This is a genomic window from Citrobacter sp. Ct235 (assembly GCF_030332305.1).
In the GTDB taxonomy this organism is placed as follows: Bacteria; Pseudomonadota; Gammaproteobacteria; order Enterobacterales; family Enterobacteriaceae; genus Citrobacter_A; species Citrobacter_A telavivensis.
The window spans coordinates 206,812-228,741 of the sequence record NZ_JAOWIC010000045.1 but is presented as its reverse complement, the minus strand read 5'-3'; the positions used below and the strand labels follow the sequence as shown (position 1 = coordinate 228,741).

Annotated in this window: 19 protein-coding genes and 2 pseudogenes; 13 read left to right on the top strand and 8 right to left on the bottom strand. The window is 55.1% G+C overall.

Annotated features, from left to right (window positions below):
• Positions 1-59: 59 nt before the first annotated feature.
• Positions 60-1,409, bottom strand: a complete 1,350-nt coding sequence (lysC, locus tag OGY35_RS12930) for a lysine-sensitive aspartokinase 3 (protein WP_286632457.1) — start codon at positions 1,407-1,409, stop codon at positions 60-62.
• A gap of 292 nt (positions 1,410-1,701) precedes the next feature.
• Between lysC and pgi the strand changes: the two genes are divergently transcribed.
• From pgi to OGY35_RS12900, 6 genes are all read left to right on the top strand, one after another.
• Positions 1,702-3,348 carry a glucose-6-phosphate isomerase gene (gene pgi / locus OGY35_RS12925; RefSeq protein WP_286632456.1) on the top strand — a complete coding sequence of 549 codons (1,647 nt, stop codon included), beginning with the start codon at positions 1,702-1,704 and terminating at the stop codon, positions 3,346-3,348.
• Between the two features lie 92 nt (positions 3,349-3,440).
• Positions 3,441-3,866, top strand: coding sequence for a hypothetical protein (locus tag OGY35_RS12920; RefSeq protein WP_286632455.1), 426 nt, complete (start codon positions 3,441-3,443; stop codon positions 3,864-3,866).
• Between the two features lie 346 nt (positions 3,867-4,212).
• Positions 4,213-4,455, top strand: coding sequence for an exopolysaccharide production protein YjbE (gene yjbE / locus OGY35_RS12915; protein ID WP_042321038.1), 243 nt, complete (start codon positions 4,213-4,215; stop codon positions 4,453-4,455).
• Between the two features lie 63 nt (positions 4,456-4,518).
• On the top strand, positions 4,519-5,157 hold the full coding sequence (locus tag OGY35_RS12910; RefSeq protein WP_286632454.1) for a YjbF family lipoprotein: 639 nt from the start codon (positions 4,519-4,521) through the stop codon (positions 5,155-5,157).
• Positions 5,154-5,891, top strand: coding sequence for a capsule biosynthesis GfcC family protein (locus OGY35_RS12905; protein WP_286632453.1), 738 nt, complete (start codon positions 5,154-5,156; stop codon positions 5,889-5,891). The genes OGY35_RS12910 and OGY35_RS12905 overlap by 4 nt, the downstream gene beginning before the upstream one ends.
• Complete coding sequence (locus tag OGY35_RS12900; protein WP_286632452.1) at positions 5,891-7,987, top strand: YjbH domain-containing protein; 2,097 nt, start codon at positions 5,891-5,893, stop codon at positions 7,985-7,987. The genes OGY35_RS12905 and OGY35_RS12900 overlap by 1 nt, the downstream gene beginning before the upstream one ends.
• Before the next feature lie 12 nt (positions 7,988-7,999).
• On the opposite strand, the gene OGY35_RS12895 is transcribed toward OGY35_RS12900, so the two are convergent.
• Both OGY35_RS12895 and OGY35_RS12890 read right to left on the bottom strand, forming a co-directional pair.
• The gene (locus OGY35_RS12895) at positions 8,000-8,464 is read right to left on the bottom strand and encodes an acyltransferase (protein ID WP_178826234.1); all 465 of its coding nucleotides are present in this window, start codon (positions 8,462-8,464) and stop codon (positions 8,000-8,002) included.
• 10 nt (positions 8,465-8,474) lie between these two features.
• Complete coding sequence (locus OGY35_RS12890; protein WP_178826236.1) at positions 8,475-8,984, bottom strand: GNAT family N-acetyltransferase; 510 nt, start codon at positions 8,982-8,984, stop codon at positions 8,475-8,477.
• 140 nt (positions 8,985-9,124) lie between these two features.
• Between OGY35_RS12890 and psiE the strand changes: the two genes are divergently transcribed.
• Both psiE and OGY35_RS24580 read left to right on the top strand, forming a co-directional pair.
• Positions 9,125-9,535 carry a phosphate-starvation-inducible protein PsiE gene (gene psiE, locus OGY35_RS12885; protein WP_046493883.1) on the top strand — a complete coding sequence of 137 codons (411 nt, stop codon included), beginning with the start codon at positions 9,125-9,127 and terminating at the stop codon, positions 9,533-9,535.
• A gap of 116 nt (positions 9,536-9,651) precedes the next feature.
• A pseudogene (locus OGY35_RS24580) lies at positions 9,652-9,777 on the top strand (hypothetical protein); the annotation flags it as partial.
• Positions 9,778-9,821: 44 nt separating this feature from the next.
• Here OGY35_RS24580 and malG read toward each other — a convergent pair.
• The 4 genes and pseudogenes from malG to malE form a co-directional block, all read right to left on the bottom strand.
• The gene (malG, locus tag OGY35_RS12880) at positions 9,822-10,712 is read right to left on the bottom strand and encodes a maltose ABC transporter permease MalG (RefSeq protein ID WP_286632451.1); all 891 of its coding nucleotides are present in this window, start codon (positions 10,710-10,712) and stop codon (positions 9,822-9,824) included.
• Between the two features lie 100 nt (positions 10,713-10,812).
• Positions 10,813-12,357, bottom strand: coding sequence for a maltose ABC transporter permease MalF (gene malF, locus OGY35_RS12875; protein ID WP_152401412.1), 1,545 nt, complete (start codon positions 12,355-12,357; stop codon positions 10,813-10,815).
• A pseudogene (locus OGY35_RS24575) lies at positions 12,312-12,473 on the bottom strand (hypothetical protein); the annotation flags it as partial. The pseudogene OGY35_RS24575 and the gene malF, both read right to left, overlap by 46 nt.
• Before the next feature lie 10 nt (positions 12,474-12,483).
• Positions 12,484-13,674 (bottom strand): maltose/maltodextrin ABC transporter substrate-binding protein MalE, encoded by a 1,191-nt coding sequence (malE, locus tag OGY35_RS12870; protein ID WP_152401414.1) that lies wholly within the window; start codon positions 13,672-13,674, stop codon positions 12,484-12,486.
• Between the two features lie 368 nt (positions 13,675-14,042).
• On the opposite strand from malE, the gene malK reads away from it, so the two are divergent.
• From malK to ubiA, 5 genes are all read left to right on the top strand, one after another.
• Positions 14,043-15,152 (top strand): maltose/maltodextrin ABC transporter ATP-binding protein MalK, encoded by a 1,110-nt coding sequence (malK, locus tag OGY35_RS12865; protein WP_042321056.1) that lies wholly within the window; start codon positions 14,043-14,045, stop codon positions 15,150-15,152.
• A 74-nt stretch (positions 15,153-15,226) separates the two neighbouring features.
• The gene (locus tag OGY35_RS12860; protein ID WP_286632450.1) at positions 15,227-16,552 is read left to right on the top strand and encodes a maltoporin; all 1,326 of its coding nucleotides are present in this window, start codon (positions 15,227-15,229) and stop codon (positions 16,550-16,552) included.
• A 192-nt stretch (positions 16,553-16,744) separates the two neighbouring features.
• On the top strand, positions 16,745-17,689 hold the full coding sequence (gene malM, locus OGY35_RS12855; protein ID WP_286632449.1) for a maltose operon protein MalM: 945 nt from the start codon (positions 16,745-16,747) through the stop codon (positions 17,687-17,689).
• A 180-nt stretch (positions 17,690-17,869) separates the two neighbouring features.
• Entirely contained in the window at positions 17,870-18,367 is a 498-nt protein-coding gene (gene ubiC, locus OGY35_RS12850) for a chorismate lyase (protein WP_178824113.1), read from the top strand.
• A gap of 12 nt (positions 18,368-18,379) precedes the next feature.
• A complete protein-coding gene (gene ubiA / locus OGY35_RS12845) occupies positions 18,380-19,252 on the top strand; it encodes a 4-hydroxybenzoate octaprenyltransferase (RefSeq protein ID WP_152401423.1) in 873 nt (290 codons plus the stop codon).
• A 135-nt stretch (positions 19,253-19,387) separates the two neighbouring features.
• Here the strand turns inward: ubiA and plsB are convergent, their stop codons facing one another.
• The gene (gene plsB / locus OGY35_RS12840) at positions 19,388-21,808 is read right to left on the bottom strand and encodes a glycerol-3-phosphate 1-O-acyltransferase PlsB (protein WP_152401425.1); all 2,421 of its coding nucleotides are present in this window, start codon (positions 21,806-21,808) and stop codon (positions 19,388-19,390) included.
• Between the last annotated feature and the right edge of the window lie 122 nt (positions 21,809-21,930).

The following is a 21,930-nucleotide window of genomic DNA, read 5'->3' as shown; positions in this document are numbered from 1 at the left end:
GGGCAAAATTTGTAGGCCGGATAAAGCGCAGAGCGCCGCCATCCGGCATTGACGCTATATTACTCAAACAAATTTTGGTGCAGCTTCTGCACAACCTGTTCAGCCTCGGTGCCAGGCACCAGGAAACAGAGGTTATGGCTGGAAGCGCCATAGCAAATCATGCGGATATTGAACGGTTCCAGCACGCCGAACACCTCTTTGCCGACGCCGCAGGCTTTCGACAGATCGTTACCAATCAGCGCGACCAGCGCGAGCCCCTCTTCAACCTCCACCCGACACAAGGCAGACAGTTCCATTAGCAGCGACTGCGTCAGCAGCGTATCGCCAGTGGAGGTCGAGCCGGTGGTATCCAGCGTTAGCGCCACGCTCACTTCGGAGGTGGTGATCAGATCGACCGAGATATTATGGCGTGCCAGAATACCGAATACTTCGGCCAGGAAACCGCGCGAGTGCAGCATATTCAGGCTGTGCAGGGTCAGCAGCGTCTGTTTGCGACGCAGCGCCAGCGCGCGGAACAGCGGTGGATTCTGGGTTTTATTGCAGACCAGCGTACCGCCCGCTTTCGGATCTTTACTGGAGCCGACGAAGACCGGGATATCGCTGCGCACGGCGGGCAACAGGGTGGCCGGGTGCAGCACTTTCGCACCAAAGGTGGCCATTTCCGCCGCCTCTTCAAAGGCGATTTCATCGATGCGCTGCGCCGCAGGCACCACGCGAGGATCGGTGGTGTAGATGCCCGGGACGTCCGTCCAGATATCGACACGCGCGGCATGGAGCGCTTCGGCCAACAGGGCCGCCGTGTAGTCGCTGCCGCCGCGTCCGAGTGTGGTTGTGCGCCCTTTGCCTTCGCTGCCGATGAACCCCTGAGTGATCACCAGCCCTTCGTTCAGACGTGGGGTCAGTTGCAGCGTTGCCAGTTCTGCCAGCGCCGCGACGTCAGGTTCGGCGCGACCAAAGCGATCGTTGGTACGCATCACTTTACGCACATCGAACCACTGCGCCTGAACGTGACGCTCACGCAGGATTTCAACAAACAGCAGAGTAGACATCAGTTCGCCGTGGCTGACCAGTTCATCCGTCAGCGCGGTGGAAGTGGCGAGTGAGGCCGCTTCCGCCAGCGTGGTGATATTTTCCAGCAGACGTTCGATCTCTTCACGAATAACGTTTGGATAACGCAGACGTTCCAGGATATCGAACTGAATTTTGCGGATAGCGTCGAGTTTCTCGAAGCGTTCGGTGGGTTCCAGACCTTCAGCCAGTGCAACCAGTAAATTAGTGATGCCTGCGGAAGCGGAGAGCACCACTAAACGCACGTTTGAATCGGAAAGCACCACGCCGGCGCTGCGGTTCATGGCATCGAAATCAGCGACGCTGGTACCGCCAAATTTGGAAACAACGATTTCTGTCATAACAACCTCGTGTCAGGGAGTGAGAAAGCGACCTGGGCACAAAGGCAGAACAGAAACCGGTGCAGGCGCAAATACCGTATTTATAAATAAAATGTGTGGCCTGGACTGTCAACGCTGGGATTATGCGGATTTTTCATGCTGCGTTTAGCCTCAGTAATGGTGCTTATAACAACGATACTTTTCGGCGGCATTTGACCGTGGCCAGGCAACGGCACTAAAACAATCACACTTTTCTGTGACTGGCGTTACAATCGATCCCAGTCACAATTCTCAAATCAGAAGAGTATTGCTAATGAAAAACATCAATCCAACGCAGACCTCTGCCTGGCAGGCACTACAAAAACACTTTGACGACATGAAGGACGTTACTATCGCGGATCTGTTCGCGAAGGATAGCGATCGCTTCAGCAAATTCTCCGCAACGTTTGACGATCTGATGCTGGTGGATTACTCCAAAAACCGCATCACCGAAGAGACGCTGGCGAAACTGCAGGATCTGGCGAAAGAGACCGATCTGGCGGGCGCCATCAAGTCCATGTTCTCCGGCGAGAAAATCAACCGTACTGAAGATCGTGCCGTGCTGCACGTGGCGCTGCGTAACCGTAGCAATACCCCGATTATCGTGGACGGCAAAGATGTGATGCCGGAAGTCAACGCGGTGCTGGAGAAGATGAAATCTTTCTCTGAAGCCATTATTTCGGGCCAGTGGAAGGGGTATACCGGTAAAGCGATCACCGACGTGGTTAACATTGGTATCGGCGGCTCCGACCTCGGCCCGTTCATGGTGACTGAAGCGCTGCGTCCGTACAAAAACCACCTGAATATGCACTTTGTTTCTAACGTTGACGGTACCCATATCGCCGAAGTGCTGAAGAAAGTTAACCCGGAAACCACCCTGTTCCTCGTGGCGTCCAAAACCTTTACGACGCAGGAAACCATGACTAACGCCCATAGCGCGCGTGACTGGTTCCTGAAAACCGCCGGTGATGAAAAACACGTTGCGAAACACTTCGCCGCGCTGTCTACCAACGCGAAAGCGGTCGGTGAGTTCGGTATCGATACCGCCAATATGTTCGAGTTCTGGGACTGGGTGGGCGGTCGTTACTCGTTGTGGTCAGCGATTGGTCTGTCGATCATCCTGTCCGTCGGTTACGACAACTTTGTGCAACTGCTGTCCGGCGCGCATGCGATGGATAAGCACTTCTCGACCACGCCTCTGGAGAACAACCTGCCGGTGCTGCTGGCGTTGATTGGTATCTGGTACAACAATTTCTTCGGTGCAGAAACCGAAGCGATCCTGCCGTATGACCAGTATATGCACCGTTTCGCGGCCTATTTCCAGCAGGGCAACATGGAGTCCAACGGGAAATACGTTGACCGTAACGGCAACCCGGTGGATTACCAGACCGGCCCGATCATCTGGGGTGAACCGGGAACCAACGGTCAGCACGCGTTCTATCAGCTGATTCACCAGGGAACCAAAATGGTGCCTTGTGATTTCATCGCCCCGGCGATTACCCATAACCCGCTGTCCGATCACCATCCGAAGCTGCTGTCTAACTTCTTCGCCCAGACGGAAGCGCTGGCGTTCGGGAAATCGCGTGAAGTGGTTGAGCAGGAATACCGTGACCAGGGTAAAGATCCGGCTCAGCTTGACCACGTTGTGCCGTTCAAAGTGTTCGAAGGCAACCGCCCGACCAACTCCATCCTGCTGCGTGAAATCACTCCGTTCAGCCTGGGTGCGCTGATTGCGCTCTATGAGCACAAAATCTTTACTCAGGGTATCATCCTGAACATCTTCACCTTCGACCAGTGGGGCGTTGAGCTGGGTAAACAGCTGGCGAACCGCATTCTGCCGGAGCTGAAAGATGATAAAGCGATTGAAAGCCACGACAGTTCGACTAACGGATTGATTAACCGTTATAAAAACTGGCGTTAATCTGGCGCAGTGCCGGATGGCGACGCTAATGCGTCTTATCCGGCCTACTTTCTACCGTAGGCCTGATAAGCGAAGCGCCATCAGGCATTGAAGTGCCGGATGGCGTATCCGGCCAGGTCCATAACGTAGGCCTGATAAGCGAAGCGCCATCAGGCATAGAAGTGCCGGATGGTGTATCCGACCCGGTCCATAACGTAGGCCTGATAAGCGAAGCGCCATCAGGCATTGAAGTGCCGGATGGTGTATCCGGCCCGGTCCATAACGTAGGCCTGATAAGCGAAGCGCCATCAGGCATTGAAGTGTCGGATGGCGTATCCGGCCCGGTCTGTAACGTAGGCCTGATAAGCGAAGCGCCATCAGGCATTGACGTGTCGGATGGTGTATCCGGCCCGGTCTGTAACGTAGGCCTGATAAGCGAAGCGCCATCAGGCATTGAAGTGTCGGATGGCGTATCCGGCCCGGTCTGTAACGTAGGCCTGATAAGCGAAGCGCCATCAGGAAAGTTAATAATGAAATGAGCCGATATTATTATCGGCTTTTTTTATAAGATAATTCCGGTTGTCCGTGTTGTTTCCCACAATTTTATATTGAGCATAATCCTAAAATAATAAATAACCGTAAAATAACCCAGTGTTATTTTAGGATAATACGGATCGTTTAGCTAAATGGATTTAATGTTAATGTGCTGTTTTTAATGGTTATTGTTATTTTTATAAAAATGAATTGTTCAGCAAAAGTCCAATTATCCTAAAACCACCTTGCTATTTCCCCCTGCCGTAATTCGCATGCTTTAGTTGTGTATACTCGATCCCGCCCGAAATGCTTTTGGGTAAATCTCCATTCATTCAATGAAGGGAAATTGTTATGAAAAAAGTTCTGTATGGCATTTTTGCCATATCTGCGCTTGCGGCGAGTTCTGTCTATGCAGCCCCCGTTCAGGTGGGTGAAGCGGCAGGGTCGGCAGCAACGTCGGTGTCGGCGGGTAGCTCCTCCGCATCCAGCGTGAGCACCGTAAGTTCGGCGGTGGGTGTCGCGCTTGCGGCAACCGGCGGCGGTGACGGTTCCAATACCGGGACCACCACCACCACGACCACCAGTACCCAATAAGATCGGTACATTTAATCCTAACCACACTTCGGTGTGGTTATTTTGCCCCTCTGGAGAAGAGTCGTGAAGCGACCTGCACTCATACTACTTTGCCTGCTGTTACAGGCATGCTCAGCCACGACAAAGCAACTGGGCAACTCACTGTGGGACAGTCTGTTTGGCACGCCCGGCGTACAGCTAACGGACGATGACATTCAAAACATGCCCTACGCCAGCCAGTACATGCAGCTTAACGGCGGGCCGCAGCTGTTTGTGGTGCTCGCTTTCGCAGAGAACGGACAGCAGAAATGGGTGACGCAGGATCAGGCCACCCTCGTGACCCAGCACGGTCGTCTGGTGAAGACGCTGCTGGGCGGCGACAACCTCATCGACGTGAATAACCTCGCGGATGACCCGCTGAATAAACCGAATCAGATAGTCGACGGCGCGACCTGGACACGCACGATGGGCTGGACCGAATACAAGCAGGTGCGCTATGCCACCGCGCGCTCGGTCTTTACATGGGATGGCAACGACACGGTAAAAGTCGGCAGCGAAGAGACCCCGGTTCGCGTGCTGGATGAAGCCGTCACGACCGATCAGGCTCGCTGGCATAACCGTTACTGGGTCGATGACGAAGGGCAAATCCGCCAGTCGGAGCAATATCTGGGGGCGAACTATTTCCCGGTGAAAACCACGCTGATTAAGGCGGCAAAATCATGATGAAACGGACTATTGCGGCACTGATCTTCAGTCTGAGCACGTCATCTGTTTTTGCTGCGGGAACCGTTAAGGTCTTTAGCGCAGGCAGCGCAGAGCCGAAAACGCTTACCGGCGCTGAACATCTTATCGATCTGGTGGGACAGCCCAGACTGGCGAACAGCTGGTGGCCCGGTGCAGCGATCGCGGAAGAGAAAGCGACCGTGACGGCGCAGAGTCAGCAGCAGGCGCTGCTGGGGCGTCTGGCGGCGTTAAGCGGCGAAGAGAGCGGGGAGGATGCCGCCGCCATTAACGCGCTGCGCCAGCAAATTCAGGCACTGAAGGTGGCAGGTCGACAGTGGGTAAATCTCGATCCGGACATTGTGCGGGTCAGCGAGCGCGGCAATCCGCCATTGCAGGGCAACTACACGCTGTGGGTAGGCGCGCAGCCGACGGATGTCACAGTCTTTGGTCTGATAAGCCGTCCCGGAAAGCAGCCGTTTATGCCAGGACGCGATGTTGTCAGCTATCTCGAGGGACAACAGCGGCTCAGCGGTGCAGATCGCAGCTATGCATGGGTGGTTTATCCCGATGGACGAACGCAGAAAGTGCCGGTTGCGTACTGGAATAAGCGTCACGTTGAGCCGATGCCCGGCAGCATCATTTTTGTCGGCCTGGATGACGCTTTCTGGAGCAGCGAACCGGAAGCGCTTAACGCCGACATTCTTCACACCCTGACGCAGCGGATACCCGAATAATGAAAAAAACACATCTGCTTAGCTTACTGGCGCTGGGCATCAGCGCAGCCTGCCATGCCGAAACGTATCCGGCACCGATTGGGCCCTCCCAGTCGGATTTTGGCGGCGTGGGATTATTACAGACCCCAACCGCGCGCATGGCGCGTGAAGGGGAGTTGAGTCTCAACTATCGCGATAACGATCAGTACCGTTATTACTCCGCGTCCGTGCAGCTTTTCCCCTGGCTGGAAACCACGCTGCGCTACACCGACGTGCGGACCAAACCGTACAGTAGCGTCGAGTCGTTCTCGGGCAATCAGACCTACAAAGATAAGGCGTTCGACCTGAAGTTGCGGCTGTGGGAAGAGAGCTACTGGACACCGCAGGTGTCGGTCGGCGCGCGGGATATCGGTGGGACCGGTCTGTTCGATGCGGAATACATCGTGGCGAATAAAGCCTGGGGACCGTTTGATTTCTCGCTTGGCCTCGGCTGGGGTTATCTGGGGACCAGCGGCAACGTCAGCAATCCGCTCTGTTCGTACAGCGATAAATATTGCTACCGCGATAACAGCTATAAACAGGCCGGCTCTATTGACGGCAGTCAGATGTTTCACGGTCCGGCGTCGCTGTTTGGCGGTGTTGAGTACCAGACGCCGTGGCAACCGCTGCGACTGAAGCTGGAATATGAGGGCAACAACTACCAGCAGGACTTCGCGGGCAAGCTGGAACAAAAAAGCAAGTTTAACGTCGGCGCCATTTACCGCGTCACCGATTGGGCCGACGTTAACCTCAGCTACGAACGCGGTAACACCTTTATGTTTGGGGTGACGCTGCGGACCAATTTCAACGATTTGCGGCCGTCGTATAACGATAACGCGCGGCCGAAATATCAGCCGGAGCCGCAGGACCCGATCCTGCAACACTCGGTGGTAGCGAACCAACTGACGCTGCTGAAATACAACGCCGGACTGGCGGATCCGCAGATTCAGGTGAAGGGTGACACGCTGTACGTGACGGGCGAGCAGGTGAAATACCGCGACTCGCGTGAAGGGATCGAACGAGCGAATCGGATCGTCATGAACGATCTCCCGGAGGGGATCCGCACGATCCGCGTGACGGAAAATCGCCTCAATCTGCCGCAGGTGACCACCGAAACGGACGTCAGCAGCCTGAAACGCCATCTGGAAGGCGAACCGCTGGGACAGGAAACGCCGCTGGCGCAAAAACGCCTTGAGCCGATAGTGCCGGAAAGTACCGAACAGGGCTGGTATATCGATAAATCGCGCTTTGACTTCCATCTCGATCCGGTGCTGAACCAGTCCGTGGGGGGGCCGGAAAACTTCTACATGTACCAGTTGGGCGTGATGGCGACGGCGGATCTGTGGGTCACCGACCACCTGCTGACCACCGGCAGCCTGTTTGGCAACCTTGCCAATAACTACGATAAATTTAACTACACCAACCCGCCGAACGATTCGAAGCTACCGCGCGTGCGTACCCGCGTGCGTGAATACGTACAGAACGACGTTTACGTGAATAACCTGCAGGCCAACTACTTCCAGTACTTTGGTAATGGTTTCTATGGTCAGGCTTACGGCGGCTATCTTGAAACCATGTACGGTGGGGCGGGAGCGGAAGTGTTGTACCGTCCGGTCGACAGCAACTGGGCGTTTGGCCTGGATGCCAACTACGTGAAGCAGCGTGACTGGCGAAGCGCACAGGACATGATGAAATTCACCGACTACAGCGTGAAGACCGGACACTTGACGGCCTACTGGACGCCATCATTCGCCCAGGACGTGCTGGTGAAAGCGAGCGTCGGTCAGTATCTGGCGGGGGATAAAGGCGGCACGCTGGATATCTCTAAACGCTTCGACAGCGGCGTGGTGGTCGGTGGTTACGCCACTCTCACTAACGTCTCGCCGGATGAGTATGGCGAAGGGGATTTCACCAAAGGCGTCTACGTGTCGATTCCGCTGGATCTCTTCTCTACCGGTCCGACCCGCAGCCGTGCGGCCGTTGGCTGGACGCCGCTGACGCGTGATGGGGGTCAGCAGCTTGGACGTAAGTTCCAGCTGTATGACATGACCAGCGATAAAAGCGTGAATTTCCGCTAAGGTAGCGTGGCATTATCCAGCCGGAAGACGGCGTAATAATCTGGCTGGATTACCTGCATATACGCCTTTTTCAGTGATTGATCGGGTCACTACGCTACCCGCACCGATAACTACGCCATCGCAGATACTGACCGCCAGTATCGTTGCGCCGCTACCAATGGAGACATCGTCACCAAGAATAATTCGTCCCCAACTGCTGCTGTCTGAGTTAGGTTTTCCTTCCCGAAACATATCGTTAGCGAACATGACTCCGTGGCCGATAAAGCAGCGGGAACCGATGGTGACATATTCGCAAATGAAGGTATGTGACTGGATTTTTGTCTCTGCGCCAATCTGCGTATTTCCCTGAATTTCGACAAAGGGGCCGACAAAAACGTTGTCGCCAAGCCGGCAGTCGTAGAGATTGGCGGGTTCATAAATCACCACATTTTCACCACAGGCGACATTGCGGATGATGGACTGACGAATCATTGCCATTTTGGTTCTCTCAGAGCTGTTTTTCCATGACGTGAAGCGTAGCGGTCTGTGACGTGGTCGTAAAAAAAGTGTCTTTCACAAACGTCATTCCCTGCTGCTCATAGAACTGGCGTGCCCGCGGGTTATCCGCCAGAACATCCAGCCAGATCCGCGTTTCCCCTTGCGTTTTGGCCTGGCGAACCACTTCGGCAAAAATCTGTTCGCCGTACTGTTTTCCGGTTTCGCCAGGCAGGAGGTAGATCTTATGCAGCAATGTCCCAACCGGGCCCTGCGGCTCAATGGCCTGATGCAATGAATACTTCGCAAAACCAATTGGGGTGTCGGCAAAGGCGATAAGCCAGAAGGTGTCCGATTCCGCGAAACTGCTGGCGATTGCCGACAGGGAATATTCCTGTTCAAGATAAGCGGCCAGTTCGTGCGGATTTTTCCACAAATGGGCAAAATGATGACGATAGCTGGCATATCCCATCGAGCTTAGCAGGCTGGCATCGTCAGGTGTTGCCATTTGAAACCGGAGCATTTCGTTTTCCTTTCAGGATGTTAGGGTCAGAAGGATTGTTGCATCCTTTTCCTTTTGCACAAAACATAAACAAAAAATATAGATCTCCGTCACATTTTTGCGTTATACAGGAACCTCACCACTGAGATCGAGGTGCTGTTATGACGTCACTCTCTCGTCCGCGCGTGGAGTTTATCTCCACGATCCTACAGACCGTGTTGAACCTTGGGCTGCTGAGTCTGGGTATGATCCTGGTCGTATTCCTCGGTAAAGAGACGCTGCATCTGGCAGATGTGCTCTTCGCGCCTGAACAAGCCAGCAAGTATGAGCTGGTGGAAGGGCTGGTTGTCTACTTTCTCTATTTCGAATTTATCGCGCTGATTGTGAAGTACTTTCAGTCAGGCTTTCACTTTCCGCTGCGCTATTTCATCTATATCGGGATCACCGCGATCGTCCGGCTGATCATTGTCGATCACAAATCCCCTCTCGATGTGCTGATCTATTCGGCGGCGATCCTGCTACTGGTGATCACGCTCTGGATGTGTAATTCAAAACGCCTGAAGCGCGAGTAGGTCGGATAAGGCAATGTGTGTCGTGGTTGCCTGATGGCGCTTCGCTTATCAGGCCTACAATGGGCTGGAGCGCGAGTAAATAGTGAGTAGGCCGGATAAGGCAATGTGTGTTGTGGTTGCCTGATGGCGCTGCGCTTATCAGGCCTACAAACGTCTGTAGGCCGGATAAGGCAACGCCGCCATCCGGCAGACAAAAAAAAGGCGCTCCGTGGAGCGCCGAATTACAGTCACAAGTTGGATAAAACAAGTTGAGGGTGCAGTGGCATTACAGGGACTTCAATGAAACTTAACCTTTGACTCCGCCCGCCGTCAGGCCGTTGACCAGCCAGCGCTGTGCCAGCAGGAAGACCAGGGTGATTGGAATCGCAGACAGTACGGCCGCAGCGGCAAAATCGCCCCACAGGTAGTTTTGCGGGTTGAGATATTGCTGCATCCCGACGGCCAGGGTGTAGCTGTCCACATCACGTAGCAGCAGTGAGGCAACCGGCACTTCGGTAATGGCGGCAATGAACGACAGAATAAAGACCACCGCCAGAATCGGCACCGACAGCGGCAACAGCACCAGGCGGAAAGCCTGCCACGGGGTTGCGCCATCCAGTGCGGCCGCTTCTTCAAGCGACCCGTCGATGGTTTCGAAATAGCCCTTGATGGTCCACACATGTAGAGCGATACCGCCGAGATAGGCGAAGATCACCCCACCATGGGTGTTCAGACCAATGAACGGAATGTACTGGCCAAGGCGATCAAACAACGCGTACAACGCGACCAGCGACAGCACCGCCGGGAACATCTGGAAAATCAGCATCCCTTTGAGCAGCGTGGCTTTACCGGGAAAACGCATACGGGCAAAGGCGTAGGCGCAGGTCGTTGACAGCGCCACGATACCCATCGCGGTGATCCCGGCGATTTTCACCGAGTTCCACAGCCATAACAGAACCGGGAAGGGGGGCGGCGTGATGCGGCCATCAGCATGTTCAACGCTGAAGCCCAGCGCCAGCCGCCAGTGCTCCCAGGAGATTTTTTCCGGGATCAGGCTCCCGGTGGCAAAGTTACCTTCACGCAGCGAGATGGCGATAACCATCAGCAGCGGGAACATGATGGCCGCGATAAAAATCAGGAGTAACAGGTGCGTCGTGAAAAGACGCAATTTTTGAGATTTCGGTTGTACCATAGCCATAATTTTTTACTCCTTAACATCGCTCCAGGCTATTTCACTTGCCATTCTGAACGCTGGCAGCATCCAGACTGGCTGCGCCAATTACGCCTGGTGATTCTGATTAATCAAACTTCATGCGTGTGGCTTTCAGGTTCACGATGGCAAGCGCACCGACCAGCAGGAAGATCAGCGTGGCGATTGCCGCCGCCAGGCCGAAGTCCTGTCCGCCGCCGCCTTCAAAGGCGATGCGGTAGGTGTAGCTTACTAACAGGTCGGTATACCCGGCTGGCGTGGTCGTTCCGAGACGATCCGGACCGCCGTTGGTCAACAGTTGAATCAGCACGAAGTTGTTAAAGTTAAAGGCAAAGCTGGCGATCATCAGCGGCGTCAGCGGCTTAATCAACAGCGGGAGCGTAATCTTAAAGAAGTTCTGGAACGGGCCCGCGCCATCCATTGCCGACGCCTCGTACAGGTCGTCCGGAATCGCTTTCAGCAGACCCATGCACAGAATCATCATGTACGGGTAGCCCAGCCAGGTATTGACGATAATAATCATCGAACGCGCGGTGGTCGGGTCGCTAAACCATGCCGGCTTGATGCCAAACAGCGCGCTTAGCATCATGTTGATTTCACCAAAGCTCTGGTTGAACAGGCCTTTGAAAATCAGAATCGAGATAAACGACGGTACGGCGTACGGCAGAATCAGCAGGACACGGTAAATCGCTTTACCTTTCAGCGACTCCCACTGAACGAGACACGCCAGCACCATCCCGACCGCCACGGTCAGGATGACAGTGAGTACCGAGAACACCACGGTCCAGACGAAGATGGCGAAGAACGGCTTCTGGATCCCTTCGTCTGTGAAGACGCGGGTAAAGTTATCCCAGCCGATGGTCACGGTGTAGCCCGGACTGAGCTTTTCGTCACCCCAGTTACCGTCCGCATTGATGGACTGGTAGTAGCCAATGTCGTTATTGGGACGGTATTTCACGCCGCTCTGGTTGTTGGTCAACATGCCGTCATCGGCGAGAGCGTACAGCGGCTGCGTGCCGGAGAACTGGCGCAGCGAGCTCATGATCACTTTGCTGTCATCGGGCAGCACGGCGGTAATCTGATTCAGCGCCTGGCGATTCTGGGTGATGATGCGCAGCGTCGCGCGCTCACCCTCTGGCAGGGCGTCCGTTTCTTTCAGCGCCAGCTTTTGTTCGCCGCCAAATTTAAAGGCGTCGGAGAGGTAATTCTTACCGGTTTCGCCGTCGGTGAGGGCCAGTTGCCACTCTTCACCTGCCGGATAGAGCCCGAAGTTATAGGATTTACCCGCCTGATAAGAGCGGTCCATCAGTACCTGTTGAGCGCGTTCGAAAGTAAGCTGGTTGGTGCTGCTGTAGTTGGTAAAAGCGATGGCGATGGTGCAAATCAGCGGAAACAGAACGAACAGCCCCATGCCCGCCATGCCAGGATAAACGTAACGCCAGGCGTAGGCCTTACGGTTAGCGAAAATGTACAGGCCAGCAGAGCTTAAAATCAGCGTCATGATGGCGAACAGATATTCCCCTTGTGCATACATTAAAACGACAAGGTAACCCACCAGCAGGCCCAGCAGTCCGATCGCGGACCACTTCAGCATGTCGCTCTGCCACCAGTGACTCTTTTTAACGGCATCCATGGGGATCTTCCTCTACAACGGTGAAATCTTGTCGTAAATGTGCCAGATGGCGGCATAAATGCCTTATCCGGCCTACAGACGTTTGTAGGCCTGATAAGCGCAGCGCCATCAGGCACATCGACAGCATTACTTGGTGATACGGCCCTGCGCGTCTTTCAGCGCCGCGTCAACCGTCTGGCGACCGCTGGCGGCGTTGATGACCGCCGTACGCACGGCGTACCAGAACGCAGACATCTGCGGGATGTTCGGCATGATTTCGCCTTTCTGGGCGTTATCCATGGTGGCCGCGATGCGCGGGTCTTTCGCTAACTGCTCCTGATAGGATTTCAGCGCCACGGCCCCCAACGGTTTATCCTTGTTCACTTCTTCCAGACCCTGATCGGTTAGCAGGTAGTTTTCAAGGAACTCTTTCGCCAGCTCTTTGTTCGGGCTGGCGGCGTTAATACCGGCACTCAGCACGCCCACGAACGGTTTAGACGGTTTGCCTTTGAAGGTTGGCAGCAGGGTGACGCCGTAATTCACTTTGCTCTTGTCGATGTTCGACCAGGCCCACGGACCGTTGATGGTCATCGCCGTATCGCCTTTGTTAAAGGCCGCTTCTGCGATGGAGTAATCGGTGTCCGCGTTCATGTGTTTGTTCTTGATGAGGTCAACCAGGAAACCCAGGCCCGCTTTCGCGCCTGCGCTGTCGACGCCCACATCTTTCACATCGTACTTGCCGTTTTCAAACTTGAATGCGTAACCGCCGTCGGCAGCAATCAGCGGCCAGGTGAAGTACGGTTCTTGCAGGTTGAACATCAGGGCGCTCTTACCTTTCGCCTTCAGCGCTTTATCCAGCGCAGGGATCTCTTCCCAGGTCTTCGGCGGGGTTGGCACCAGGTCTTTGTTGTAAATCAGCGACAGCGCTTCTACCGCGATGGGGTAGGCGATCAGCTTGCCGTTATAACGCACTGCATCCCAGGTGAAGGGATAGAGTTTGTCCTGGAACGTTTTTTCCGGGGTGATTTCAGCCAGCAGGCCAGACTGTGCGTAACCGCCAAAACGATCGTGCGCCCAGAAGATGATGTCCGGACCATCACCGGTTGCCGCAACCTGCGGGAATTTCTCTTCCAGCTTGTCCGGGTGTTCAATGGTCACTTTGATACCGGTGTCTTTCTCGAATTTTTTTCCGACTTCGGCCAGGCCGTTATAGCCTTTATCGCCGTTAATCCAGATAACCAGTTTACCTTCTTCGATTTTGGCCAGAGCCGGTGCGGAAATCATCATTGCTGCGAGGGCGGACAATGCGAAAACGCGTGCGCCAGTCTTGATCTTCATATCTGCCATCCTTTTGGTGATGTGCTCGTGGTATGACTTCAGTGATTCAACGTGACTCAGTCTCCTTATTTGACATCCTCTTTCCATCCTCCTTACCCCTACGCCCCACCCCCTCTTTATGTGATCTGTGTTGCAGAAATGTGAGTAATGCGTACTGGCGCACATAAAAATAGACTCATTTTTGCGGGGGACTTCACGAAATTACGCGATCTCCCCCGGCCAGGGTCTCAGACTTCCTTCCCTCATCCTCCCGACTCCTCCCCCATGAAAAAGCCGGGGGTGGAGGATTTACGCACGCAGTGAATCCCGCATAGTCAGGCCATCATGAATGTTGCTGTCAATGACAGGTTGTAACGAAGGGAGAAGGCATGGCGAGCGTACAGCTGCGAAATGTAACGAAAGCCTGGGGTGACGTGGTGGTATCGAAAGATATCAATCTCGACATTCACGAAGGGGAATTCGTGGTGTTTGTTGGACCGTCAGGCTGCGGCAAATCGACCCTGCTCCGTATGATTGCCGGACTTGAAACGATTACCAGCGGGGACCTCTATATTGGGGAAACCCGCATGAACGATATCCCACCCGCGGAACGTGGCGTCGGTATGGTCTTCCAGTCCTACGCGCTCTATCCCCATTTATCCGTTGCCGAAAATATGTCGTTTGGCCTGAAACTGGCGGGCGCGAAAAAAGAGGTGATGAATCAGCGTGTTAACCAGGTTGCGGAAGTGCTGCAACTGGCGCACCTGCTGGAGCGTAAACCGAAAGCCCTCTCGGGGGGGCAGCGCCAGCGCGTGGCGATTGGCCGTACGCTGGTGGCGGAACCACGCGTGTTCCTGCTCGATGAACCTCTCTCTAACCTCGATGCCGCGCTGCGTGTGCAGATGCGCATCGAGATCTCCCGTCTGCATAAGCGCCTTGGGCGCACGATGATCTACGTTACCCACGATCAGGTCGAAGCGATGACGCTGGCCGACAAAATCGTGGTGCTGGACGCCGGTCGCGTCGCGCAGATCGGTAAACCGCTGGAACTGTATCACTACCCGGCAGACCGCTTCGTCGCGGGCTTTATTGGTTCGCCGAAGATGAACTTCCTGCCGGTGAAAGTTACCGCGACGGCCATCGACCAGGTCCAGGTGGAACTACCGAACCGTCAGCACGTCTGGCTGCCGGTCGACAGCCGTGACGTGCAGGTGGGCGTAAACATGTCGTTAGGTATCCGTCCTGAACACCTGTTACCCAGTGATATCGCCGATGTCACGCTGGAAGGCGAGGTTCAGGTCGTCGAACAGCTTGGTCACGAAACACAGATTCATATCCAGATCCCCGCCATTCGTCAAAACCTGGTGTACCGCCAGAACGACGTGGTGTTGGTAGAAGAGGGCGCCACATTCGCTATTGGCCTGCCGCCAGAGCGTTGTCATCTGTTCCGTGAAGATGGCACTGCATGTCGTCGGTTGCATAAAGAGCCAGGCGTTTAAGGTGTCCCATTAAAAAAAAGCGCAAAGCCCTACGGTGAAGCGTTCAAAGAAAAGCAATGATCTCAGGAGATAGAATGATGATTACTCTGCGCAAACTCCCCCTGGCGGTTGCCGTCGCAGCAGGCATTATGTCTGTTCAGGCAATGGCAGTGGATTTCCATGGTTATGCTCGTTCCGGTATCGGCTGGACGGGTAGTGGCGGCGAACAACAATGTTTCCAGGCAACCGGTGCTCAAAGTAAATACCGTCTTGGTAACGAATGTGAAACCTATGCGGAACTGAAACTGGGTCAGGAAGTGTGGAAAGAGGGTGATAAGAGCTTCTATTTTGACACCAACGTTGCCTACTCTGTGGCACAGCAAAATGACTGGGAAGCCACTGACCCGGCGTTCCGTGAAGCTAACGTACAGGGTAAAAACCTGATCGACTGGCTGCCAGGCTCCACCATCTGGGCGGGTAAGCGCTTCTATCAGCGTCATGACGTTCACATGATCGACTTCTACTACTGGGATATCTCAGGTCCTGGTGCCGGTATCGAAAACATCGATCTGGGCTTCGGTAAACTGTCTCTGGCCGCCACCCGCTCACAGGAAGCGGGCGGCTCGTACATTTTCAGCAGCAATGATATCTACGACCGTTACAAAGACACGGCGAACGACGTGTTCGACGTGCGTTTAGCCGGCCTGGAAACCAACCCGGACGGCGTGCTGGAGCTGGGTGTTGACTACGGTCGTGCAAACAAAACGGACGGCTACAGCTATGCCGACGGCGCCACCAAAGACGGTTGGATGTTCACTGCTGAACATACCCAGAGCATGCTGAAAGGCTACAACAAGTTTGTCGTTCAGTACGCGACTGACGCAATGACCACCCAGGGTAAAGGGATCCCACAGGGCTCCTTCACGGGTAATAGCTACAATCCTGATACTGAGATCGGCGTAGTTAACAACGAAATCAACAACAACGGTTCTCTGGTGCGTATCCTCGACCACGGTGCGATCTCCCTGGGCGACCGTTGGGATCTGATGTACGTCGGTATGTATCAGGATATCGATCGTGACGATAACAACGGTTCAACCTGGTACACCGTGGGTGTGCGTCCGATGTTCAAATGGACACCGATCATGAGCACCCTGATGGAAGTCGGCTACGACAACGTGAAATCTCAGCGTACCGACGACACCAACAACCAGTACAAAATCACCCTGGCGCAACAATGGCAGGCTGGCGACAGCATCTGGTCTCGCCCGGCTATCCGTGTCTTCGCAACCTACGCGAAGTGGGATGAAAAATGGGGTTACGACAACGGCATCGCCTACAGCGATACCAGCGCGCATACCTTCAGCCGTGGTGACAACGATGAGTGGTCCTTCGGTGCCCAGATGGAAATCTGGTGGTAATCCAGCACTAACCTGACGTAACGAGGGGCGAAAGCCCCTCCCAAACTGCTGCAATGCCCGATGGCGCAAGCTTATCGGGCCTACGGCACCAGTTTGTAGGCCGGATAAGGCGTCCGCCGCCATCCGGCATCATCTGGTTTAGCGCGCTATTGCCTGGCCACCGCTGAACCCACGCTTTCTGAGGTGATAACAATGAAAATGAAGAAAAGTCTCGTCGCCCTTTGTTTATCCGCAGGGTTATTTGCCAGTGCGCCGGGCATCAGCCTGGCTGACGTTAACTATGTGCCGCAAAATACCAGCGCTGCGCCGACGATTCCGACGGCTGCGCTCCAGCAGTTAACCTGGACGCCGGTTGACCAGTCCAACACGCAAACGACGCAGCTTTCGACTGGCGGTCAGCGTCTTGACGTGGCCGGCATTTCCGGTCCGGTTGCCGCGTACAGCGTACCGGCGAACATTGGGGAGTTAAACATCACGCTCTCCAGCGAAGTGAACAAACAGACCAGCGTATTTGCGCCCAACGTCCTGATTCTTGATCAGAACATGACGCCTTCTGCGTTCTTCCCGAGCAGCTATTTCACCTACCAGGAGCCCGGCGTGATGAGCGCGGATCGCCTGGAAGGGGTTATGCGCCTGACGCCAGCGCTGGGCCAGCAGAAACTTTATGTTCTGGTCTTTACGACCGAGAAAGATCTCCAGCAGACCACCAAACTGCTCGACCCGGCGAAAGCCTATGCCAAAGGGGTGGGTAACTCTGTTCCGGATATTCCGGATCCGATTGCCCGTCATACCACCGACGGCCTGCTGAAGCTGAAAGTGAAAACCAACAGCAGCTCCAGCGTGCTGGTGGGGCCACTGTTTGGTTCTTCCGGCCCAGGTCCGGTGACGGTGGGGAATACTGCCGCCCCTGCGCCGACCTATGCTGCACCTGTTGCCGCGCCGGTGGTGACTCCTGCACCTGCGAAGAAAAGCGAGCCGATGTTGAATGACACCGAAAGCTACTTTAACAAAGCGATTAAAGACGCCGTTGCCAAAGGCGACGTTGATAAAGCGCTGAAACTGCTTGATGAAGCTGAACGTCTGGGATCGACATCTGCCCGTTCCACCTTTATCAGCAGTGTAAAAGGCAAGGGGTAATGTTCTCCCCACATTGCTGATTTGCAACAACTGGTGCGTCATCTGGCGCACCTTTTTTTTAGCATTTCCTGCGACTTGTTACGCTTCTGTTGCGCAACAGATCACTTAATTATGTTTCCATCTCCCGTAAGCTCTTTTCTGCGATACAATGCCTTTCAGTTATGAAACGGAGAGTCAGGCATGTCACACCCCGCGTTAACGCAACTGCGTGCGCTGCGCTATTTTGAAGAGATCCCCGCCCTGGACCCAGAACAGCTCGACTGGCTGCTACTGGAAGATTCCATGACAAAACGTTTTGAGCAGCAGGGAAAACGGGTCACTGTGACACTGATCAGGGAAGGATTTGTGGGTCAACATGAGGTGGTGGAAGAGCTAACCCGACTGCCAAAAGAAACCCGCTACTGGCTGCGTGAAATCCTGTTATGTGCCGATGATGAACCCTGGCTGGCCGGACGCACCGTGGTGCCCGAATCCACGCTGTCTGGCCCTGAGCTGGCCCTACAAAATTTGGGCAAGACCCCGCTGGGGCGTTATCTGTTTACATCATCGACGTTGACCCGAGATTTTATTGAAATTGGTTGTGATGCCGGGCTGTGGGGACGCCGTTCCCGACTGCGACTGAGCGGTAAGCCGCTGATGTTGACCGAACTGTTTTTACCCGCATCACCGTTGTACTAAGAGGAAAATAAAATGGAGTGGAGTCTGACGCAGAATAAGCTGCTGGCGTTTCACCGCTTGATGCGTACGGATAAGCCCATCGGCGCCTTACTGCTGCTCTGGCCGACGCTGTGGGCGCTGTGGGTGGCGACCCCTGGAGTCCCTCAATTGTGGATCCTGGCGGTGTTTGTCGCCGGGGTCTGGCTGATGCGTGCCGCCGGATGTGTGGTTAATGACTATGCCGATCGGAAATTCGACGGGCATGTTAAACGCACGGCGAACCGCCCGTTGCCCAGCGGCGCGGTGACGGAGAAAGAGGCCCGGACGCTGTTTGTCGTGCTGGTGGTGCTCTCGTTTCTACTGGTGCTGACGCTCAATACCATGACCATTCTGCTGTCAATTGCGGCGCTGGCGCTGGCATGGGTCTATCCGTTTATGAAGCGCTACACCCATCTACCGCAGGTGGTGCTGGGGGCGGCGTTTGGCTGGTCGATTCCGATGGCCTTCGCGGCGGTGAGTGAATCGGTACCGTTGAGCTGCTGGCTGATGTTCCTGGCCAACATTCTGTGGGCGGTGGCCTACGACACGCAGTACGCGATGGTTGACCGCGATGACGATCTGAAAATCGGCATCAAATCGACCGCCATTCTGTTTGGCGAGCATGACAAGCTGATCATCGGTATCTTGCAGGTGGCGGTGCTGGCGCTGATGGCGCTAATTGGTTGGCTGAACGGCCTGGGGCTGGGCTATTACTGGTCTGTACTGGTCGCTGGCGCGCTGTTTGTCTGGCAGCAGAAGCTGATTGCCAACCGCGAACGTGAAGCGTGCTTCAAAGCGTTCATGAACAATAACTACGTGGGACTGGTACTCTTTATCGGTCTGGCGATGAGTTACTGGCACTTATAAAGCATCTTGTCCGATGGCGCTACGCTTATCGGGCCTACCAAACGGTAAGCCGATGTAAGCCGGATCAGGCGGAACGCCGCCATCCGGCAATCTGACATAAAAAAAGCCGGTCATCTCGACCGGCTTTTCTATGTATTACTCGCCTTGTGTTGCGCTCTCAATCGTCAGGCGCACATCCGACGTGATGAGCTCCGCCAGCATCTGATACACCTTCATCGTTTCGCCCGGTTCCGCATCGCCGGTATCGCTGATGTAACCCTCGTCACGCAGGGTCAGCACCAGTGAGCTGAACACCGCCTTGTCGAAGAATTCCGGTGCGTTGATACCGTGCAGCACGGACAAACGCTGCGCCACGGTGCGGCTTTCTTTCTCCAGCGTCCCGCGGTTGATAGACGGGTTGGCGCTCAGCAGCCAGAAGGTGATGGCATAGCGTTGCAGCGTTTCGCGCGCGCCCGCCGCCAGCAGTTGCAGCGTGCGGGAGTGAGCCGGGTTGATATGCAGCTCGTCGTCCTGAACGGTAATCAGCCCCTGACGCTGCATTTCAGCCGTCAGCGCGTCAATCACGCCTGCCAGTTCATCACGCTCCCAGCGCAGGAACAGTTCGGCTTTCAGCATCGGGTAGAGCACGTCAACGTGTTGCAGCAGTGCTTCACGGGAAATATGACGATGCTGGGTGACGATCGCCGCCATCAGTGAAGGCAGCACCAGCATATGCGCGATGTTATTGCGATAGTAGGTCATCAGCACCGCCTGCTCGCGCGGCAGAATGATGATATCGCCAATGGTATCCTTCTCGACTTCGAACTTGTTCATCTGCAACGCGTGATCGATAAGATCGCCGGCGCTGACAGACGGCACGGTCGAATCAGAGGAATACGGCACATTGCGCATCAGATCCAGATAACAGTTGAGCTGCTCGGTCAGTTGCTCGCGGGTCAGCGAACGCTGACGAGAAGCTAACAGCGCGGTGCAGCACAGGTTCATGGCGTTTGCCGCACCCGCGTTGTTAATACGCACCATCAGCTCTGCCGCAATCCCGTTCACCGTTGGCGTCAGCCAGGCTGGACGCACGGCTTCGATAGGATCGATAGACTCGCGCCACTCCGGCACGTGGTGATTCAGGTACGTCATCAACGGCATCGGCTCGCCAAAGTTCACGTAGCCCTGACCGAGATTACGCAGCTTGCTCAAGCCACGCAGCATCTGCGGCAGACTCTCTTTCTCTTTGGTTGCCCCGCGCAGCTCTTTGGCATAGGTTCCCACTTCCATCACGTGTTCGTAACCGATGTAAATCGGCACCAGGGTGATCGGACGGGTGCCACCGCGCAGCATCGCCTGGATAGTCATCGACAGCGTGCCGGTTTTCGGATCCAGCAGACGACCGGTACGGGAACGACCGCCTTCGACAAAGTATTCAACCGAGTAGCCGCGGCTGAACAGTTCGCCCAGATACTCACGGAAGACGGTGGAATAGAGCTTATTGCCCTTAAAGGTACGACGAATGAAGAACGCGCCCAGGCGGCGGAAGATCGGGCCTGCCGGCCAGAAGTTCAGGTTGATACCCGCGGCAATATGCGGCGGCACCAGCCCCTGGTGATAGAGCACGTATGAGAGCAACAGATAGTCCATGTGGCTGCGGTGGCAGGGAACATAGACAATTTCGTGCCCGTCGTGCGCCAGCTGGCGCACGCGCTCAGCGTTGTGAACGTTAATCCCCTGATAGAGCCGATTCCAGGTGAAGCCCAGGATACGGTCAGTCAGGCGAATCATCTCGTATGAGAAGTTGGCGGCGATCTCTTCCATCAGCGCAATCGCGTTTTGCTGCGCCTTTTCATGGGAGATTTTCTTGCTGCGCGCTTCATCTTCTACCGCGCGGGCAATCGCTTTGGACGCCAGTAGCTTGTTGAAGAGATCCTGACGTGCAGGCAGACGTGGCCCCACGGCAGCCAGTCGCTGACGGGCAAAGTGCATACGCGCCACGCGTGCCAGTTTCTGCGCAATGATTTTATCCGTGCCGTGCTCATCGGCCATGCGGCGCAGGGAGACGGAAGGAGAGAAACGGACAAAGCTGTCGCGACCCAGCCAGGAGACGGCAAAGAATTTCTGGATGCCGTTAAGCATACGCAGCGGCGGGTTAACCTCACCCTTCTCGCGACCCGGTGAGCGTCCAAACATCACCGACACCGGCACCATTTGCACATCCAGATCCGGATTGCTGCGATGCAGGTCGAGATAGTTATGGAACAGCTTAATGGACTCTTCTTTCGGCGTGTAATAGGTGAACACCCGCGGTCCGCCGTGAATGAACACATAGCGCGGCAACTGCGTGCCATCGATCTCCAGCGGCTCTAATGGGTCGGGGAGATCGTGCGCCAGGCATTGCGCGCGCAGCGTCAGCAAGTCCGCTTTGGAGTTGTACGGTAAAACGTACATAATTGGACGAGAGGTATCGAGTCCTAACTCCGGGGCAGGATCTGCCGGAATAGACTTGCTTTTTACCAGTACGCTTAATGGTAAATTCAGGATTTTGTAGTAAATTCGTGGCCAGCCGGACATAAACGATGTAAAGCCTCTGGTTAATAATGCAATTGCGTTGCAAGGATATCAGAAAGTCATGTGAATTTCTGGTGTATCCCGTCATACTTCGCGCCGCGTTGCCTTAACTCGAATCACATGAG

Excerpts from the sequence above, each read along its gene's own strand:
- lysC (WP_286632457.1), bottom strand. The coding sequence starts at position 1,409 with ATGACAGAAATCGTTGTTTCCAAATTTGGCGGTACCAGCGTCGCTGAT.
- pgi (WP_286632456.1), top strand. The coding sequence starts at position 1,702 with ATGAAAAACATCAATCCAACGCAGACCTCTGCCTGGCAGGCACTACAA.
- yjbE (WP_042321038.1), top strand. The coding sequence starts at position 4,213 with ATGAAAAAAGTTCTGTATGGCATTTTTGCCATATCTGCGCTTGCGGCG.
- OGY35_RS12905 (WP_286632453.1), top strand. The coding sequence starts at position 5,154 with ATGATGAAACGGACTATTGCGGCACTGATCTTCAGTCTGAGCACGTCA.
- OGY35_RS12900 (WP_286632452.1), top strand. The coding sequence starts at position 5,891 with ATGAAAAAAACACATCTGCTTAGCTTACTGGCGCTGGGCATCAGCGCA.
- OGY35_RS12895 (WP_178826234.1), bottom strand. The coding sequence starts at position 8,464 with ATGGCAATGATTCGTCAGTCCATCATCCGCAATGTCGCCTGTGGTGAA.
- OGY35_RS12890 (WP_178826236.1), bottom strand. The coding sequence starts at position 8,984 with ATGCTCCGGTTTCAAATGGCAACACCTGACGATGCCAGCCTGCTAAGC.
- psiE (WP_046493883.1), top strand. The coding sequence starts at position 9,125 with ATGACGTCACTCTCTCGTCCGCGCGTGGAGTTTATCTCCACGATCCTA.
- malG (WP_286632451.1), bottom strand. The coding sequence starts at position 10,712 with ATGGCTATGGTACAACCGAAATCTCAAAAATTGCGTCTTTTCACGACG.
- malF (WP_152401412.1), bottom strand. The coding sequence starts at position 12,357 with ATGGATGCCGTTAAAAAGAGTCACTGGTGGCAGAGCGACATGCTGAAG.
- malE (WP_152401414.1), bottom strand. The coding sequence starts at position 13,674 with ATGAAGATCAAGACTGGCGCACGCGTTTTCGCATTGTCCGCCCTCGCA.
- malK (WP_042321056.1), top strand. The coding sequence starts at position 14,043 with ATGGCGAGCGTACAGCTGCGAAATGTAACGAAAGCCTGGGGTGACGTG.
- OGY35_RS12860 (WP_286632450.1), top strand. The coding sequence starts at position 15,227 with ATGATGATTACTCTGCGCAAACTCCCCCTGGCGGTTGCCGTCGCAGCA.
- malM (WP_286632449.1), top strand. The coding sequence starts at position 16,745 with ATGAAAATGAAGAAAAGTCTCGTCGCCCTTTGTTTATCCGCAGGGTTA.
- ubiC (WP_178824113.1), top strand. The coding sequence starts at position 17,870 with ATGTCACACCCCGCGTTAACGCAACTGCGTGCGCTGCGCTATTTTGAA.
- ubiA (WP_152401423.1), top strand. The coding sequence starts at position 18,380 with ATGGAGTGGAGTCTGACGCAGAATAAGCTGCTGGCGTTTCACCGCTTG.
- plsB (WP_152401425.1), bottom strand. The coding sequence starts at position 21,808 with ATGTCCGGCTGGCCACGAATTTACTACAAAATCCTGAATTTACCATTA.